Source organism: Chelatococcus daeguensis (genome assembly GCF_001887265.1).
In the GTDB taxonomy this organism is placed as follows: Bacteria; Pseudomonadota; Alphaproteobacteria; order Rhizobiales; family Beijerinckiaceae; genus Chelatococcus_A; species Chelatococcus_A sambhunathii.
On the sequence record NZ_CP018095.1, the window covers coordinates 2,533,040 to 2,550,099 of the forward strand.

Sequence of the window (17,060 nt, forward strand, 5' to 3'; positions counted from 1 at the left end):
CGATTGGCGGTGACGAGCCCGGCCATAACGCGGAATCGTTGACCTTCACTGCCCGACTATCCGTCAGATCACTTCTCTTCCTCCCCCGCCCGGCCCTTGCGCGGCAGGTTTCGCCCACCGCGTCGCCCCTGCACCAGAGCGACGACGGCGCCGCGCAGGGTGCGCACGTCCTGATCGGTCATCGTGAGCCGGTGGAAGATGTTGCGCAGGTTGCGCACCATGATCGAGCGCTTCTCCGGCGGCATGAAGAAGCCGGCCGCATCAAGCTCACCCTCTAGATAGTCGAAGAAGGACAGCACGGCCTCGCGCGTCGCCGGCACCGGCCGCTCGCCTACGGAGAAGGGCAGGCTCCCGCCGCTCGCCTTGAACCACTCGTAACCGACGAGCAGCACCGCCTGGGCGAGGTTGAGCGAGGCATGGGCCGGGTTGACCGGAAAGGTGATGATCGCGTCGGCGAGCGCGACGGCGTCATTGTCGAGCCCGGTGCGCTCGCGGCCGAAGAGCACGCCGACACCGGCGCCGGCGGCGGCATGTGCAACCGTTTCGGCCATGGCTCCGTCGGCGCCGAAGACGCGCTTCTGCTGCCCGCGCTCGCGCGCGGTGGTGGCGAAGACGACATTGAGATCGGCGATTGCCTCCTCCACGGAGCCGAACACCCGGGCAGCCGAAAGCACATGAAGCGCCCCAGCCGAAGCGGCCTCCGCCTTCTCGTTCGGCCAGCCGTCCCGCGGGTTGACGATGCGCATCTCGGCGAGCCCGAAATTCGCCATCGCCCGCGCGGCCATGCCGATGTTCTCGCCCAGCTGCGGCTCGACCAGGATGATGACGGGGCCGCGCGCGGCTGCACTCTCGGACATGAACTCGTTCTCCTTGACCCGGGGTTTTAGCCGCCGCGGCGCCTGCCGCAAGGGGCCGCGGGACGGGAGCGGCGCCACTGATGCGAAAGCCGGCCTTCAAACTGCAGCCGTTGCGATGTATCACGCAGGCGCCGGCGCGTGCATCGCACGGACGCGCGCCGAGGCCCCACTACGCTTCAACCCGTGCGAGGTGAGACACATGGGCAAGATCAAGGTTGCCAACCCGGTCGTCGAGCTCGACGGCGACGAGATGACCCGGATCATCTGGCAGTACATCAAGGACAAGCTGATCCACCCCTATCTCGACATCGACCTGAAATACTACGACCTCGGCGTCGAGCATCGCGACGCGACCAACGACCAGGTAACGATCGAGGCGGCCGAGGCCATCAAGAAGTACGGCGTCGGCGTCAAATGCGCCACGATCACGCCCGACGAGGCGCGCGTGAAGGAATTCGGCCTCAAGGAGATGTGGAAGTCGCCCAACGGCACCATCCGCAACATCCTCGGCGGCGTCATCTTCCGCGAGCCCATCATCTGCAAGAACGTGCCGCGCCTCGTGCCGGGCTGGACGCAGCCGATCATCGTCGGCCGCCACGCCTTCGGCGACCAGTACCGCGCCACGGACTTCAAGGTGCCCGGCAAGGGCCGCCTCACCATCAAGTTCGAGGGCGAGGACGGCTCGGTCATCGAGAAGGAGGTCTTCAAGTTCCCGGGCGCCGGCGTCGCCATGGCGATGTACAACCTGGACGAATCGATCCGCGACTTCGCCCGCGCCTCGATGAACTACGGTCTCGCCCGCAAATTCCCGGTCTACCTCTCCACCAAGAACACGATCCTCAAGGCCTATGACGGGCGCTTCAAAGACCTGTTCCAGGAGGTGTACGAGAACGAGTTCAAGGCCAAGTTCGACGCCGCCGGCATTCACTACGAGCACCGCCTCATCGACGACATGGTCGCCTCGGCGCTCAAGTGGTCGGGCGGCTATGTCTGGGCCTGCAAGAACTACGACGGCGACGTGCAGTCCGACACCGTGGCCCAGGGCTTCGGCTCGCTCGGGCTCATGACCTCGGTGCTGATGACGCCGGACGGCCAGACCGTGGAAGCCGAGGCCGCCCACGGCACGGTGACGCGCCACTACCGCGAGCACCAGAAGGGCAAGGAGACCTCGACCAACTCGATCGCCTCCATCTTCGCCTGGACGCGCGGCCTCGCCCACCGGGCCAAGCTCGACGACAACGCCGAGCTCAAGCGCTTCGCCGACACGCTCGAGAAGGTCTGCATCGACACGGTCGAATCGGGCTTCATGACGAAGGACCTCGCCCTCCTCGTCGGCGCCGACCAGAAGTGGCTGTCGACCACCGGCTTCCTCGACAAGATCGATGAGAACCTGAAGAAGGCGATGGCCGCCTGACCGCATCCGCCTTTTTCACATGCAATGACGCCCGGGCTCGCCGCCCGGGCGTTTTGCTTTGGACCACTGCCGAACCTTGGGGCCCGGACCCCTGTCTTTTCCGCGTCATGCCCCCGCTTGTCGCGAGCATCCACGCTGCGACACCCGCACCAGGTCGAAAGACGGCATGCGGGTAGGCCCGCTTCTGACGCACAGGCAGACTGTGTGTCAGGATGGCCCGATCGGGATGGCGGCGCTGCAGCCGGGATCACCGCCATCGATCACGCGATGGACGGGATCATCACGGCCGGTTTTCGGCTTCGGCTCAGCGATGGCACATTTGCACGACAGAAGGAGGAAGTGATGGCCGACGAACGCAGACATGTCGCGAGCGGTGGCTGCCAGTGCGGCGCCGTGCGCTACGCCGTCTATGGCGAACCATTCGGGCCCAGCATCTGCTGGTGCCGCATGTGCCAGAAGGCGACCGGCGGCCTATTCGGCGCCTTCGTCGCCGTGAACGACGACGACCTCGTCTGGACGCGCGGCGAGCCGTCGCGCTTCCGGTCTTCCGAGGCTGCCGAGCGCGGCTTCTGCTCCGCCTGTGGCACGCCCCTCTTCTACCGCTACCGTGGCGGCCATCGCTATGCGATGACCGCCGGCAGCTTCGACGAGCCGACGCGCTGGCCGCCCGAGCGGCAGCTCGTGCCCGAGAACCGCCCAGCCTTCGCGGCCGAGCTGGTGCGGCTGGAAGAAGTGCCGACGAACTCCTGGCAGAACGACCCTGAGGCCTTCGCCTCGCGCCAGCACCCGGACCGCGACACCGAGCGCTGGCCGTAGAGCGCGTTCAGGCTCCGGCCACCATCGTCTCGATCGCCGCGAGCGCGTCGGCCGCCTTGGTGCCGTCCGGCCCGCCGGCCTGGGCGAGATCGCGCCGGCCCCCGCCGCCCTTGCCGCCGAGCCGCTCGGAGGCGGCACGCACGAGAGCCACCGAATCGAAGCGCTGCGTGAGATCCTCCGTCACGCCGACGACGACGCCGGCCTTGCCTTCGTCATCGACGCTGACAATCGCGACGATGCCGGAGCCGACGCGCTTCTTGCCCTCGTCCGCGAGCGCCTTGAGGTCCTTCATGGCGACGCCCGAGACCGAGCGCGCGAAGAGCTTCACGCCGGCCACCTCCTTGACGGCAGCGGCATCTCCGTCGCCCGAGCCGCCGCCCATGGCGAGCTTGCGGCGTGTCTCGGCAAGGTCCCGCTCGAGCTTGCGGCGCTCCTCGACGAGAGCCTCGAGCCGCGCCGCGGCCTCCGCCGGAGGCACCTTGAGGATGGCCGCAAGATCGCGCAGGCGCCGGCTCTCCGCCGCGAGGTGGCGGCGGGCCGCCTCGCCGGTCATCGCCTCGATGCGCCGCACGCCGGCAGCCACCGCGCCCTCCGAGACGACCATGACGAGACCAATGTCACCGGTCCGCGCCGCGTGGGTACCTCCGCAAAGCTCGATGGAGAAGGTCTTGCCACCCTCCTCCGGCCGCGTGCCCATGGAGACGACCCGCACCTCGTCACCGTATTTCTCACCGAAGAGTGCCCGCGCGCCCGAGGCGATCGCCTCGTCGACGGCCATCAGATGCGTCACCACCGGCTCGTTCTGCAGCACGACGCGGTTGGCGATGGCCTCGATCGCCTCCAGTTCATCCTCGGCAATGGGCTTCGGGTGGCTGAAGTCGAACCTCAGGCGATCCGGCGCGACAAGCGAACCCTTCTGCGCCACATGGTCGCCCAGTACCTCGCGCAGGGCCTCGTGCAGGAGGTGGGTCGCGGAATGGTTGGCACGGATAGCGCTGCGTCGGCCATGGTCGACGGCGAGTTCGACCGCCTGCCCCACCGAGAGCGTGCCGGCCTCGACCTTCGCCGCATGGACGAAGAGATCGCCAAGCTTCTTCTGCGTATCGCGCACGGTGACGGAGGTACCGGGGGCGCGGATGACGCCGCTGTCGCCCACCTGGCCGCCGGATTCCCCATAGAACGGGGTCTGGTTGAGGATGACGAAACCTTCTTCGCCCGCCCCGAGATTCGCGACCTCGGCACCGTTGCGCACGATGGCAACGACCACGCCCTCCGCCGTCTCGGTGTCGTAGCCGAGAAACTCGGTGGCGCCGACCTTCTCGCGCAGCCCGAACCACACCGCCTCGGTGGCCGCTTCGCCGGAGCCGGCCCATGAGGCGCGCGCGAGCTCACGCTGGCGCTCCATCGCCTTGGAAAAGCCGTCCGTGTCGACGCCGATGCCGCGCGCCCGCAGCGCGTCCTGCGTCAGGTCGAGCGGGAAGCCGTAGGTGTCGTAAAGCGTGAAGGCCGTCTCGCCGGGCAGCTTCGCGCCGGCCGTGAGCCCGCGCGTCTCCTCGTCGAGGATGGCGAGGCCCCGCGCCAAGGTCTTGCGGAAGCGCGTCTCCTCGAGCTTCAGCGTCTCGGTGATGAGCGCCTCGGCCCGCACGAGCTCGGGATAGGCCTGCCCCATCTCGCGCACCAGGGCCGGCACGAGCCGCCACATCAGCGGTTCGCGCGCGCCGAGCAACTGGGCATGGCGCATGGCGCGCCGCATGATGCGGCGCAGGACGTAGCCGCGCCCTTCGTTGGAGGGCAGCACGCCGTCGGCGACGAGGAAGGCCGAAGCGCGCAGGTGGTCGGCGATGACGCGATGACTCGCCTTCTGTGCCCCGTCGGGATCGACGCCGGTCGCGTTCGCCACGGCCATGATGAGCGCGCGCATCAGGTCCGTGGCATAGTTGTCGTGCGTGCCTTGCAGCACGGCAGAGAAGCGCTCCAGCCCCATGCCAGTATCGATCGACGGGCGCGGCAGCGCGATGCGCTCGCCGGGCGCGAGCTGCTCGTACTGCATGAAGACGAGATTCCAGATCTCGATGAAGCGGTCGCCGTCTTCGTCCGGGCTGCCGGGCGGACCGCCCGGAATGTGGTCGCCGTGGTCGTAGAAGATTTCCGAGCACGGGCCGCATGGACCCGTGTCGCCCATCTGCCAGAAATTGTCCGAGGTCGGAATGCGGATGATCTTGGATTCGGGTAGGCCAGCGATCTTGCGCCATAGGCCGAAGGCTTCGTCGTCCTCGGCGAAGACCGTGACGAGGAGCTTGTCGACCGGCAGGCCGAACTCCTTCGTCACGAGGTTCCAGGCGAGTTCGATCGCGCGATCCTTGAAATAGTCGCCGAACGAGAAATTGCCGAGCATCTCGAAGAAGGTGTGGTGCCGCGCCGTATAGCCGACATTGTCGAGGTCGTTGTGCTTGCCGCCGGCGCGCACGCATTTCTGCGAGGTCGTGGCGCGCGCATAGGGCCGCTTCTCCGAGCCGGTGAAGACGTTCTTGAACTGCACCATGCCGGCGTTGGTGAACATCAACGTCGGGTCGTTGCGCGGCACCAGCGGGCTCGACGGCACGATCTCGTGGCCATTCTTTGCGAAATAGTCGAGAAACGTTGTTCTGATCTCGTTGACGCCGCTCATAGAGCCCACACTTCGTTCGATATGCGGCGCATGGCCGCCGGTTCCGGCTCGCCCGTTCCCGCGGTTGCGGGGGTCCGGCCGAGCCCCTCCCTCACCCGTTCAGCCGGATGCGGGAACAGGAGCCGCAGCCGGAAAATGGGAACTCAGCGCTGTTTTCTAGAGAGGGGCCAACCTCTTGTCGAGAGGATGAATCCGTTGCGGCAGAGGAAGTCGGCCCGGCCAGGGGCGGTTCCGCGGGCCCCAGGATGGCAAGGCTGCCCATGAAGACAGGCCGCCAGACAGGACCACATGGAAACGGGGCCGCGCGGGCCCCGTCTTCATTCGACCTTGCGATGGCCGCCTCCGGCTCAGGCCTCGCCCTCGTCGAGATCATCGGCCGTCGGGTCGACATGCTCGAGGATACGTTCGGCGAGGAGGCCGGCATTCTGCCGGATGGCCGCCTCGATGCGCGCCGACACGTCGGGATTGTCGCGCAGGAACTGCTTGGCGTTTTCGCGTCCCTGACCAAGGCGCTGGCTGTCGTAGGAGAACCAGGAACCGGACTTCTCCACGATGCCCGCCTTGACGCCGAGGTCGATGAGCTCACCCATCTTCGACACGCCCTCGCCGTACATGATGTCGAACTCGACCTGCTTGAACGGCGGCGCCACCTTGTTCTTCACCACCTTCACGCGCGTCGTGTTGCCGATCACCTCGTCGCGGTCCTTGATGGAGCCGACGCGGCGGATGTCGAGGCGCACCGAGGCATAGAACTTGAGCGCATTGCCGCCGGTCGTCGTCTCCGGGCTGCCGTACATCACGCCGATCTTCATGCGGATCTGGTTGATGAAGATCACCATGCAGTTCGAGCGCGAGATCGATGCCGTGAGCTTGCGCAGTGCCTGGCTCATGAGCCGCGCCTGCATGCCGGGCTGCATATCGCCCATCTCGCCCTCGATCTCGGCCCGCGGCGTGAGCGCGGCCACCGAATCGACCACCAGCACGTCGATGGCGCCGGAGCGCACCAGCGTGTCGGCGATCTCGAGCGCCTGCTCGCCCGTGTCTGGCTGGGAGATGAGCAGGTCGTCGAGCTTGACGCCCAGCTTGCGGGCATAGACGGGGTCGAGCGCATGTTCGGCGTCGATGAAGCCGCAGACGCCGCCCTTCTTCTGCGCCTCGGCGACGGTATGTAGGGCGAGCGTCGTCTTGCCCGACGATTCCGGCCCGTAGATCTCGATCACCCGGCCGCGCGGCAGGCCGCCGACGCCGAGGGCGATATCGAGCCCGAGCGAGCCGGTCGAGACCGTCTCGATCTCGATCGCCTTGTCGTTCTGCCCGAGACGCATGATCGAGCCTTTGCCGAAGGCGCGCTCGATCTGTGACAGCGCGGCATCGAGGGCTTTCGCCTTGTCCATGGAACTACCTTCTACGAGTCGCAATGTGGGCTGAGACATGAATGCTCGTCCTTATGCACGGGAAGCGAAGGATTCTCAATGCGCGCCGCAGTCAATGTACCTGTTTTGTTCCCGTTCACAAGTTCTTTTTTTGTTCGCACCGCGCGCGCCGGGCTCCCGGCCCGGCGACGCCGTCATTTCAGCTGCGTCTTGACCGCCTCGACGAGCTGCTTGAGGCTGAAGGGTTTCGGCAGGAAGGTGAACTGCTCGCCCTCGGGCAGGTTCTTCTTGAAGGCGTCCTCCGCATAGCCCGACACGAAGATGATCTTGAGGCTCGGAAAGCGCTCGCGCAGCGCACGCAGCAGGGTCGGCCCGTCCATCTCGGGCATCACCACGTCCGACACCACGAGGTCGACCGGCTGGTCGAGCCCGTCGACGATGGCCATCGCCTCCGTGCCGGAGCTTGCCTCGAGCACGGTGTAGCCGCGCGACGTGAGCGCGCGGGCGCCGAAGGCGCGCACCGCCTCCTCGTCCTCGACGAGCAGGATCGTGCCGCGGCCCGTGAGATCGGCCGCGAGCGTCTTCGCTGCCCCAGCCTTGGGCGCCGCCTCCTGCTCCGCGGGCACATGCCGCGGCAGGAAGATGCGGAAGGTGGTGCCTGCGCCAACCGTGCTGTCGCAGAAGATGAAACCGCCGGTCTGCTTGACGATTCCATAGACGGTGGAGAGGCCAAGGCCGGTCCCCTTGCCGACATCCTTGGTCGTGAAGAAGGGCTCGAAGATCTTGTCGAGCACATGCGGCGGGATGCCGGTGCCCGTATCGGACACCTCGACCAGGACATAGTCGGCCTCGGGCACCGCCTTGTAGCCGTACGCCGCCACCTCCTGCGCCGGCACGTTCTGCGTGCGGATCGACAGCTTGCCGCCGTCCGGCATGGCATCGCGCGCGTTGACGGCGAGGTTGACGATCACCTGTTCGAACTGGTTGACGTCGGCCTTGGTCAGCCACATGTCGCGCCCGTGGCGCAGTTCGAGCTCGATGCGCTCACCGATGAGGCGCTTCAGCAGCAGCGACAGATCGGACAGGCTGTCGGAAAGCTGGATGACCTGCGGACGCAGGGTCTGCCGCCGCGAGAAGGCGAGCAGCTGCCGCACCAGGCTCGCCGCCCGGTTGGCATTCTGCTTGATCTGCATGATGTCCTGGAAGGACGGGTCCGTCGGCCGGTGGTTGGCGAGCAGCAGGTCCGAATAGCCAATGATGGCCTGCAGCACGTTGTTGAAGTCGTGCGCGACGCCGCCGGCGAGCTGGCCCACCGCCTGCATCTTCTGGGCCTGGGCGAACTGCGCCTCGAGCGCCCGCTGCTCCGTCGTCTCGAGCGCGTAGACGATGGCGGCCTCGCCGTCGCCCTCCGCATCCGCCACGCCGCTGACGTAGATGCGGGCCGAGCGGTCCTCGGCGCCCCGGATGGCAACGTCGAGCGGCACGATGTCGCCGCGCCCCTCCCCCGCCGCGGCGAGGGCATTGCCCAGCGCATCCTCATCCCGCTCAGCCACGACGCCGGTGATGGTGCGCTCGCCGGGCGCGCCGAACAGGCGGGCAAAGGCGGCATTGCTGCGCAAGATCTCGCCGCGCCGGCCAACGGCGGCGATCGCCACGGGCGTGTCGTTGAAGAAACGGGCGAAGCGCACTTCGGCGGCGCGCTGGCCCTCGGCCACGTCCTCGCCCGGCGAGCGGTTGAGCACGAGCGTGCGCGAGGCGCCGGGCCGCCCGTCGGCCCCAAAGGCGACGCGGTGGAAGAGCCGCACGGGCAGCGACTGGCCGCCACGCCGGCGCAGGTCGACGTCGATGATCTCCGTGCGCACCTCGCCGGGGCCGCCGGTGACGGCGCCGATCAGGGCCGCCGCGTTCGGCGGCACGACGTCGGCCACGCTGAGGCCGCCGGAGCCAACCTGCGCGAGGTCGTGGTCGAGCCAGCCGGCGAGCGTCGCGTTCATGTAGACGATCTCGCCCGCCGGATCGATGGACAGGAACCCGGCCGGCGCGTGGTCGAGATAGTCGATGGCATGCTGCAGCTCCTGGAAGACGTTTTCCTGGCGCTCACGCTCGCGCGTCACGTCGGCGATGGTCCAGAGCGCGGCCTTGCGCCCGCCGGGGCGGGCGAGCGGGCGCACGCGCACACGGTACCAGGCGGCCTCCGCCCCGTTCAGCGACGGCGCGAGGCGGATCTCCTCGCCGGCCGCCCGCCCCTCGCGCACCGCCTGCGACAGGCGGTAGATCGCCTCCGACACCTCCGGCGCGCCGGTGAACAGCCGCTCGACCGTGCGCACCTCCGCCGCCGTGCGGCAGCCGCTCAGGGTGAGGAAGGCGCCGTTGGCATAGATCACGCGCCCGTCGCCCTCGACGACGATGAGGCCCTCGGTCGCGGTGTCGGCCATCAGCTTGGTAAGATCGTTGCGCGCGACACGGCCGGCGAACTGCAGAACACCGACGGCAAGGCCGAAGAGGCAGAAGATGCCGGCGACCGCGAGGATCGCCAGGAAGGCGACGATGAAGATCTGTGCCTTCTCGTCCGACAGGAGGCTCAACGACAGCACGGCGGCGACGAGGAGCCCGGCGAGCAGCAGCAGCAGCCCGGCATGGCCGGACCGTTCCGAGCGGTCGAGCGTGGTCGCGGCGGTCGTCTCGCTCATGCCTTTCGGCCTCTCCTCAGGCGATTGATGCATGACTAATGACAGATTCTCGCGCCTGTCCCGAGACCCAATTGCCGCAAGACATGGATGATCCACGCCGCAGGCATCTGCCTTCTGGCACACCGAGGCGAGCGGCGCGCCATGGCCAGCTCCTGTCCGCTCCCCGCGGGGCGGAAAAAATTGCCGCCCTTATGGTAAACGAACCGTAAATGCCGTTGAAATGGCGTATTTCTGAGGCCATTGGCGCTGTTCCGGCATTAACCTTTGCGGCAAAGCGCTTTACGCTGCGCGCCATGTGGGATACTGCCGGAGGGGTCCGGTGGTGGAATGACTTGGGAAACATGCCACGCGCATGTTGTTCGGCATGGAAATCTCGAACGCAGGCCAATATCTCATCGCTTTCGCGATCATCTTCGGCGTGGTGGCGCTGGTGGCGCTCGCCGTTCGGCGGGCCACCGCCGGGCGCAGTCGCGTCGCTGGCTCCTCCTCTCCGCGTGCCCGCCAGCCGCGGCTCGGCATCGTCGACGTCTTCGATCTCGACCGCCAGCGCCAGCTCGTTCTCGTCCGGCGCGACAATGTCGAGCACCTCGTGATGATCGGCGGGCCGACGGACGTGCTGATCGAGGGCAGCATCATCCGCGGCGCGGCGCGCGCGGGTGCGCCGCTGCCAGGCTTCGAGGCGACGGTCGCGCCCGTCATTCCCGGCCTGGAGCCGCAGCCGTCCCTGCGCCCGGCCGCGGTCGAGCCGCGCGACAGTTTCGACGACGATGAACGCGACGAGCCCCGCCAGCCGGCCCACGTTTCGCCTGTTCAGACCCCGGGACCTGCGCCGGCCGCACCGACGGCTCCCGTGATGCCGGTACCCCCGCCTTTCCCGCCGGCGCCTGCCGCGCAGTCCGCCAGACCCGTTCCGCCCCCGATGGCCCCGGCACCGACGACTGCAGCCAGCGCCGGCGCGCCCGCCACCGCGCGCAGCGAGCCCCCTGCAGAACCGGTCGGGGAGGCTCCTCCTGCACCGGCCAAGCCCGCCGAGGACAAGGCTCTATCCTCGATGGCCCGTCAACTCGAGGAGGCTCTGAAACGTCCCTTCTCGGCTGCCCGGCCATCGAGCACCGCCACGGCCCAGCCTGCAACACCAACGCCGCCCCCGGCAGCGCCGCGTCCGGCCGTGCGGGAAGCCGCCGGGCCGCCCCGGCCGCAGGCCCCCGCGACCTCCCAGCAGGCGCCCGCTCCCGACCTTTCCGCCCAACTCGCCGAAGAGCTGGCACGGGAACTGACGAAAGCGGTGCCACCGGCCCGGCCGGAGACCCCAGCCGTTCCGCCCGCGAACACCTTCGGTCCGCGCCCGGCAGCACCGGCTGCAGCGCCGCCGGCTGCACCGCGCGTCGCCCCGGCCCCGACATCGACCGGCGGACCGGCCAGCGGCGGCATAGCGGCTTCCGCCCGACCGGCCAACGCCTGGTCGATGCGTCGTGAGGACAGGCCCGCCGGCAGCGCACCGCCACCGGCCGCTGCCAAGGCGCCGGGCACGCCGCAGACCTCATCGCAGGTGCCCGTCATGTCTGCGCCCGGCCCGGCCCGTCCGGTCTCGCCACCGCCCGAGCCGCCCCGCCAGGAGCCTCCCAAGCCCCCCGAGGCGCGGCCGGACGGGGCGGCTCCTCCCGTGACGAATCCCGGCGAGCCTCTGCCACAGGCGCCGGCGAAGAGCGCCGCGCCGCTCGCGGTGACGCCGGCGGAGCGGCCTGCGCCAAAGCCGGACAGCGACAGGCCCGATCCGTTCTCGGTGGAGAGTATCGAGGCGGAGTTCGCCCGTCTGCTCGGCCGCGGCGAGCCGGCGAAGGACAAGTAGACGGCGCTTATAAGGCGAAATGCGAAACGGCCCGGACGGAAACCCGGGCCGTTTCTTTCCTGCCGGTCCTGCCGCCGTCAGGCGGCGTCGAGCAGCGCCTGGCCCGCCTGTTCTCGGGCGAGGACGCGCTGGACGGACGGCCGCGCCTGCATGCGGGCATGATGGCCGGAGTAGTTCGCGTAGGGCGTCATGTCGAAGCCCATGTAGGTCTTCGCCCAGTGGAAGAAGGGATAGAGATAGGCGTCCACAACCGAGAAGTCGCCGAGCGCCCAGTCGCGGCCCGCGAGCCGGCCGTCGACATCCGCGAGGTTGCCGGCAAGGCGGGTGCGTGCCTTCTCCTTGAGGGCGGCCTGCACCTCTTCCCCGTCGATGAAGCGCTGGGGCGCGAAGAGCGGCCCGTAGCTGCCGTGCAGCTCGCTCGTCAGGAAGCCGAGCCACGACAGCGCCTGCGCGCGGGCAAAGCCGTCGCGCGACAGGAGCCCCTTCTCCGGGGCAAGATCGGCGAGGTAGGTGAGGATCGCGACATTCTCCGTCACGATGCCCTCGGCGGTGCTCAGGGCCGGCACCTTGCCGCGCGGATTGATGGCGAGGTAGGCGGGCTCGTATTGCTGGCCCTTGCGCAGCGAGACCGGTCGCGCCTCGAACGGCTGGCCGATTTCCTCGAGGACGATATGGGCCGCGATGGAACAGGCGCCGGGCGCATAGTGAAGGGTGATCATCGGGTTCCTCCAGTTGGGGAAGCCGGTATGGCCCTGCTGATTTCGATATGCAAGAAGGCAGCTTTTCGTGCTATACATACCAGATGGATACTATCGGCCATCGCGGCGCCAGTGCCGCCTTCCTGCGCGAAGATCTCGGCCCCTGCACCTGCCATCGTCGCATCCGCAGCACGCTCGATGTCATCGCCAACAAATGGGCGGTGCCGGTGTTCGTGGAACTGGTGCGGGCGAAGGGCGAGCCGCTGCGCTTCACGCAGCTCGCTCGCGCCATTCCAGGCATCACGCAGAAGGAATTGACGAAACAGCTGCGCGAGATGGAGGCCGCCGGCCTTGTCCTGCGCAAGGTCTATCCGGTCGTGCCGCCCAAGGTGGAGTACACGCTGACGCAACTCGGCTGGTCGCTCGATCCCGTGCTCGACGCGCTCGCCCGCTGGGCGGCGACCTACGGCAATGTTGTCGCCGACAACCAGGCACGCTTCATGGAGCGCAGAAAGGCGGACGGCGCGGACCCCTGACAGCCCGCGCCGCCGTCGCGATAACAACGCTGCAATGACCGTCAGTCGTCGCGGTAGACGCGCTCGTTGCGCTCGTGCCGCTCCTGCGCCTCGAGCGACAAGGTGGCGATCGGCCGCGCTTCCAGACGCCGCAGGGAGATTGGCTCACCCGTCTCCTCGCAATAGCCGTAGGTGCCGTCCTCGATGCGCTGCAGCGCCGCGTCGATCTTGGCGATCAGCTTGCGCTGCCGGTCGCGCGCCCGAAGCTCGATGGCGCGATCCGTCTCGGACGAGGCACGGTCGGCAATGTCGGGGTGGTTCTCACTCTCGTTCTGCAATGCCGCCAGCGTCTCGCGGCTCTCTCGTAGAATCTCGTCCTTCCAGGCATTGAGCTTCCGGCGGAAATAGTCCCGCTGCCGCTCGTTCATGAAAGGCTCGTCTTCAGATGGCCGGTAGCCTTCCTCGAGTTCGATTTCAGGCATGCGTGGCTTCTGCTCTCATCCCATGACCAGCCCGAGGCATTCCCCGGAGTGGCGCCTATATAGCGGTCCGCACCAGCCCCGACAACGCGGTTTGACACTCTCCTTTTGTCGAACTTTTGCGACTTGGCCCGTTTTTCGAGATGACACCATGCGGAGGGCCTGCCTTCTCACTCGGCCGCTGTCATTTTGCTCACCTCCTGCGCGACAGCCCGCTCGACTTCGTGCGCCAGCGACGCCCGATAGTGGGTCTTGTCGAAGAAGTTGACCGGGTCGCGATTCTCCGGCCTGTCGCTGCGCCAGTCGAGCCACGCGGTCCGCGGGCGCCCGGCCGCGAGGGCCGCGAAGGCCGCCATGCAGCGGGCCTCGTTGGCCGCCGCCTCGCTGCCGGCGGCCGGCAGCCCAGCGATGAAGACCGGCGGCGAAATGAGGACGACGACGAGATCGGGCGGCAGCCCTGCAAGAACCTCCCGCAACAGCACGGCCGCCGGGAACCGTCCCGTGGGGTCTGCCTGCATGGTCGGCCGCGGCACGGACAGGTCCTTCACCTTGTCGGGCCCGTCATAGCCCATGCCGAGATATTCCGGCGCGTAGTCCCAGTAGCCGTCCGGCCGCGCCCGCTCGCCGTAGCCGGCGAGGAAGGCCACGCGTTCGCCGAGGCGTTCCACGACGTCGAAGCGCAGCAGCCCCTTGAGGTGGGACAGGATGTCCGCGTCGTAGAGCCAGAACGGAAAGGGATGGCGCAGCGGCAGCGCGGGATCGCCCTCGCACCAGAACTCGTCGATGCCGAGCACGACCGCCCGCGCCGTTCCCTCGTGATGCCTGACGAACCAGTCGAGCATGGCGACCTGCTCGCGCGCGCCGGTGCCCGGCACGATCAGCGAGACGAAGGACAGCCCCGTCCCGGCCGACAGCCGCTCGGGCGAGAGAAGCTGGACGTGCGAATTGCCGATGACGGCGGCATTGAAGGACGGGTCGCGGCCCCGGCTCGCATTGGCCGTGCGCGGCCCCTGGGGAGAGACGCCGACGCCTCAGTCGACCGGGCCGCGCCCCGTGTCATACGGATCGAGCACGACGACCGCGCCGAGCACGATGCCGACGGTCAGGACCGCGGCCCCGACGAAGGTCGCGGCGAAGCGGCGCCACGGCGCCGCGTCGCCCGCCTCAGAACTGGAAGTAGATGAACTCGTAGTTGGCATCGTCGCCGATCTTGAGAAGGATGACCACGAAAAGGAGGGCGAAGGCCACAGCGAGCCAGCGGTTGGGCGGCAGGCGGTGAACGGCCGCCCAGGCGGTGGGCCCGATCATGGCGACGAGCGCCGCGATCACCAGCGCACGCCATTTGAAGCCCGAGCCGAAGGGGGCGAAGCCGAACATCGCCTCATAGAGCCGCATCGCCGCGTCGAAACTGGTGGCGCGGAATAGCACCCACGTCAGCGCCACGAACAGGAAGGTCAGCGCCCAGCCGAGCACGGCCGGCATGACGACGCCCGTGCGCCGCCAGAGAATGCCCGCGCAAAGGCCGAGGCCGTGGGCGATGCCCCAGAAGATGAAGGTGAGGCCGGCCCCGTGCCACAGGCCGCCGAGCGTCATGGTGGCGAACAGCGCGAAGAGCTGGATGGACAGGCCATGCCGGTTGCCGCCGAGCGGGATGTAGAGATAGTCGCGCAGGAAGCGCGACAGCGTCATGTGCCAGCGCCGCCAGAAATCCTGCAGCGAGACGGCGCGGTAGGGCACCTCGAAGTTCTGGGGCAGCACGACGCCGAACATCAGCGCGATGCCGAGCGCCATGTCGGTGTAGCCGGAGAAGTCGAAATAGATCTGGAAGGTGAAGGCGAGCGTGCCCTGCCAGGCCTGCAGCGTCGTGAGCGCGCCGCCGTTCGCGGCGGCCTCGAAGACGGGATTGGCGTAGCCCGCGAGCGGATCGCCGATCAGCACCTTCTTCGCGAGGCCGACGGTGAGCAGCATCAGCCCCTGCGCGAAACGCTGGGCGGCATCGCTGCGCAGATAGGGCCGCTCGTCGAGCTGGTGCATCAGCTCGGTCCAGCGCACCAGCGGCCCCGCCAGCACCTGCGGGAAGAAGCCGATGTAGAGACCGTAGCGGATGAGGTCGAACCGCGGCGCCCGCCCGGCCCTCAGATCGACCAGATACATCACGTGATGAAAGGTGAAGAAGGAGATGCCGAGCGGCAGCGCGAACTCGTAGCGCGGCAGGCCGAGGTCCGCCGCCGCATTGGCGAGATCGGCGAAGAAGGCCGCATATTTGAAGATGCCGAGCACCGTCAGGTTGGCGGCGATGGCCGCGACGATGAGCGTGGCGAGGCGGGTCCTGACGAAGAGCTGCGCCATCACCCAGTTGATAAGGATCGACAGTGCCAAGAGCGGGATGAAGCGCACATCCCAGTAGCCATAGAAGATGAAGGACAGGACGAGGAGCAGCGGCAGCCGGGCGGCCGGCGCGAATCGCTCGGCGAGCCAGTGCAGGGCGAGCGCCAGCGGCAGGAACGCCAGAAGAAACGCAAAGGAATTGAACAGCATAGATCGGTGTCCACAGCCCCCGCCACGCGCCGGCGCAGCGGGGAGGCTGCACGATCGGCGTTGCGAACCGCGCCCGTTGTGGGAAATCGTTCCCGCAACGTCAATGCGCCTTGCGCCGGCGGCCGTCGGACGGCGACCCTTACTGCCCTTCCGGAGGCTTCGCTGCCGAGCGGTCGAAGAGGCTCGAGGCCACGTCCCCGAGGACCGGCGGCTCGAGCGCTGTGAACGGCAGGGGGCGGCAGACGGCGATGGCCGAAAGGCCGACGCGCGCCGTCAGGAGGCCGTTGACGACACCCTCGCCGAGTTTGGCCGAGACGCGCGCGGCGAGCCCGAGCCCCATCACCTGCTGCAGCAGGCTGTCGCCCATTGCGATGCCGCTCGTCACGGTGAGATGCGACAGCACGTTGCCGGCAAGGCGCAGGAAGCCGAGCGTGCCCGGCCGCCCGCCATAAAGCGCCGCGATGCGGCGCATCAGCCCCGCGACAGAATAGAGCACGAAGGCGACATCGACGATGGCACGGGGGCTGAGCGCGGTGACGACCGAAACCTGCTGCGCCGTCTCCGCCACCAGCCTTCGCGCCCGCCGGTCGAGCGGCGCGAGCAGTTCCCGCTCCGCAAGGCCGAGAAGCTCCGACGCGTCGATCACGGCATCTCCGAGATCGGCGAGGCGCCCCCGGGCGCGCGCCGTCTCCGGCCTCCGGGCATAGAGGGCGGCGACATCGGCGACGAGCTTGCGCGCTCCCACCTCGTCCTTGTCGGCGAGGATGCGCGCGGCCTCTTTCTGCAGGCCCTCGATGCGCCGTTCGCGCAGCATGCCGAGCATTTCGCGCACGACGATGCCGAGGAGGCCGGCGAGCGCCAGCGCCGCCAGCGCGAGGGCGAACCAGCCGAGGGCCGGATAGCTCGCCATGAGGTCGCGCACCAGCCGCTCGACGCCGAGCCCCAGCGCGAGCAGCAGCAGCCCGCCGAGCGCGGAGAGCAGCATGCCGAGCCATGGCGCGCGCCGGCGCCGCTGCGGGCGTGCCGTCACCGCCTCCTCATCGGCGATGGCTTCCTCCGGCTCGTGCTCGACGACGATGCCGGGCGAAAGCTCGATCGTCTGCCGCTCCCGGTCGGGCGGCATTTCGTCGAGGCGGAAGGCGCGCGGTCCCTTGCTCATGTCG

13 protein-coding genes are annotated in these 17,060 nt (G+C 68.4%); 4 read left to right on the plus strand and 9 right to left on the minus strand.

What is annotated here, in order from left to right; genetic code table 11:
- Positions 1-68: 68 nt before the first annotated feature.
- A complete protein-coding gene (locus tag BOQ54_RS12080) occupies positions 69-857 on the minus strand; it encodes an RNA methyltransferase (protein WP_055457347.1) in 789 nt (262 codons plus the stop codon).
- 199 nt (positions 858-1,056) lie between these two features.
- On the opposite strand from BOQ54_RS12080, the gene BOQ54_RS12085 reads away from it, so the two are divergent.
- Positions 1,057-2,271: an NADP-dependent isocitrate dehydrogenase gene (locus BOQ54_RS12085; protein WP_055457348.1), complete on the plus strand. Its 1,215-nt coding sequence runs from the start codon at positions 1,057-1,059 to the stop codon at positions 2,269-2,271.
- A 342-nt stretch (positions 2,272-2,613) separates the two neighbouring features.
- A complete protein-coding gene (locus BOQ54_RS12090; protein WP_063189306.1) occupies positions 2,614-3,087 on the plus strand; it encodes a GFA family protein in 474 nt (157 codons plus the stop codon).
- A 7-nt stretch (positions 3,088-3,094) separates the two neighbouring features.
- Here the strand turns inward: BOQ54_RS12090 and alaS are convergent, their stop codons facing one another.
- The 3 genes from alaS to cckA all read right to left on the minus strand — a co-directional run bounded on the left by alaS (position 3,095) and on the right by cckA (position 9,818).
- A complete protein-coding gene (alaS, locus tag BOQ54_RS12095) occupies positions 3,095-5,755 on the minus strand; it encodes an alanine--tRNA ligase (RefSeq protein ID WP_071923976.1) in 2,661 nt (886 codons plus the stop codon).
- A 347-nt stretch (positions 5,756-6,102) separates the two neighbouring features.
- Positions 6,103-7,188: a recombinase RecA gene (recA, locus tag BOQ54_RS12100; protein ID WP_055457350.1), complete on the minus strand. Its 1,086-nt coding sequence runs from the start codon at positions 7,186-7,188 to the stop codon at positions 6,103-6,105.
- Positions 7,189-7,322: 134 nt separating this feature from the next.
- On the minus strand, positions 7,323-9,818 hold the full coding sequence (gene cckA / locus BOQ54_RS12105; RefSeq protein WP_071923977.1) for a cell cycle histidine kinase CckA: 2,496 nt from the start codon (positions 9,816-9,818) through the stop codon (positions 7,323-7,325).
- A 364-nt stretch (positions 9,819-10,182) separates the two neighbouring features.
- Here cckA and BOQ54_RS12110 point away from each other — a divergent pair, with 364 nt between their 5' ends.
- Positions 10,183-11,667 carry a hypothetical protein gene (locus BOQ54_RS12110; RefSeq protein WP_145979764.1) on the plus strand — a complete coding sequence of 495 codons (1,485 nt, stop codon included), beginning with the start codon at positions 10,183-10,185 and terminating at the stop codon, positions 11,665-11,667.
- Positions 11,668-11,744: 77 nt separating this feature from the next.
- Here the strand turns inward: BOQ54_RS12110 and BOQ54_RS12115 are convergent, their stop codons facing one another.
- A complete protein-coding gene (locus BOQ54_RS12115) occupies positions 11,745-12,386 on the minus strand; it encodes a glutathione S-transferase family protein (protein WP_071923979.1) in 642 nt (213 codons plus the stop codon).
- A gap of 83 nt (positions 12,387-12,469) precedes the next feature.
- Here BOQ54_RS12115 and BOQ54_RS12120 point away from each other — a divergent pair, with 83 nt between their 5' ends.
- The gene (locus BOQ54_RS12120) at positions 12,470-12,901 is read left to right on the plus strand and encodes a winged helix-turn-helix transcriptional regulator (protein WP_082831714.1); all 432 of its coding nucleotides are present in this window, start codon (positions 12,470-12,472) and stop codon (positions 12,899-12,901) included.
- Between the two features lie 41 nt (positions 12,902-12,942).
- Here the strand turns inward: BOQ54_RS12120 and dksA are convergent, their stop codons facing one another.
- The 4 genes from dksA to BOQ54_RS12140 all read right to left on the minus strand — a co-directional run bounded on the left by dksA (position 12,943) and on the right by BOQ54_RS12140 (position 17,056).
- On the minus strand, positions 12,943-13,362 hold the full coding sequence (dksA, locus tag BOQ54_RS12125) for an RNA polymerase-binding protein DksA (protein WP_026015273.1): 420 nt from the start codon (positions 13,360-13,362) through the stop codon (positions 12,943-12,945).
- A 167-nt stretch (positions 13,363-13,529) separates the two neighbouring features.
- Positions 13,530-14,201, minus strand: a complete 672-nt coding sequence (locus tag BOQ54_RS12130; RefSeq protein ID WP_145979765.1) for a hypothetical protein — start codon at positions 14,199-14,201, stop codon at positions 13,530-13,532.
- 322 nt (positions 14,202-14,523) lie between these two features.
- Positions 14,524-15,897, minus strand: coding sequence for an MBOAT family O-acyltransferase (locus BOQ54_RS12135; RefSeq protein ID WP_055457355.1), 1,374 nt, complete (start codon positions 15,895-15,897; stop codon positions 14,524-14,526).
- Between the two features lie 139 nt (positions 15,898-16,036).
- Positions 16,037-17,056, minus strand: coding sequence for a YcjF family protein (locus BOQ54_RS12140; RefSeq protein WP_071923980.1), 1,020 nt, complete (start codon positions 17,054-17,056; stop codon positions 16,037-16,039).
- Positions 17,057-17,060 lie beyond the last annotated feature (4 nt).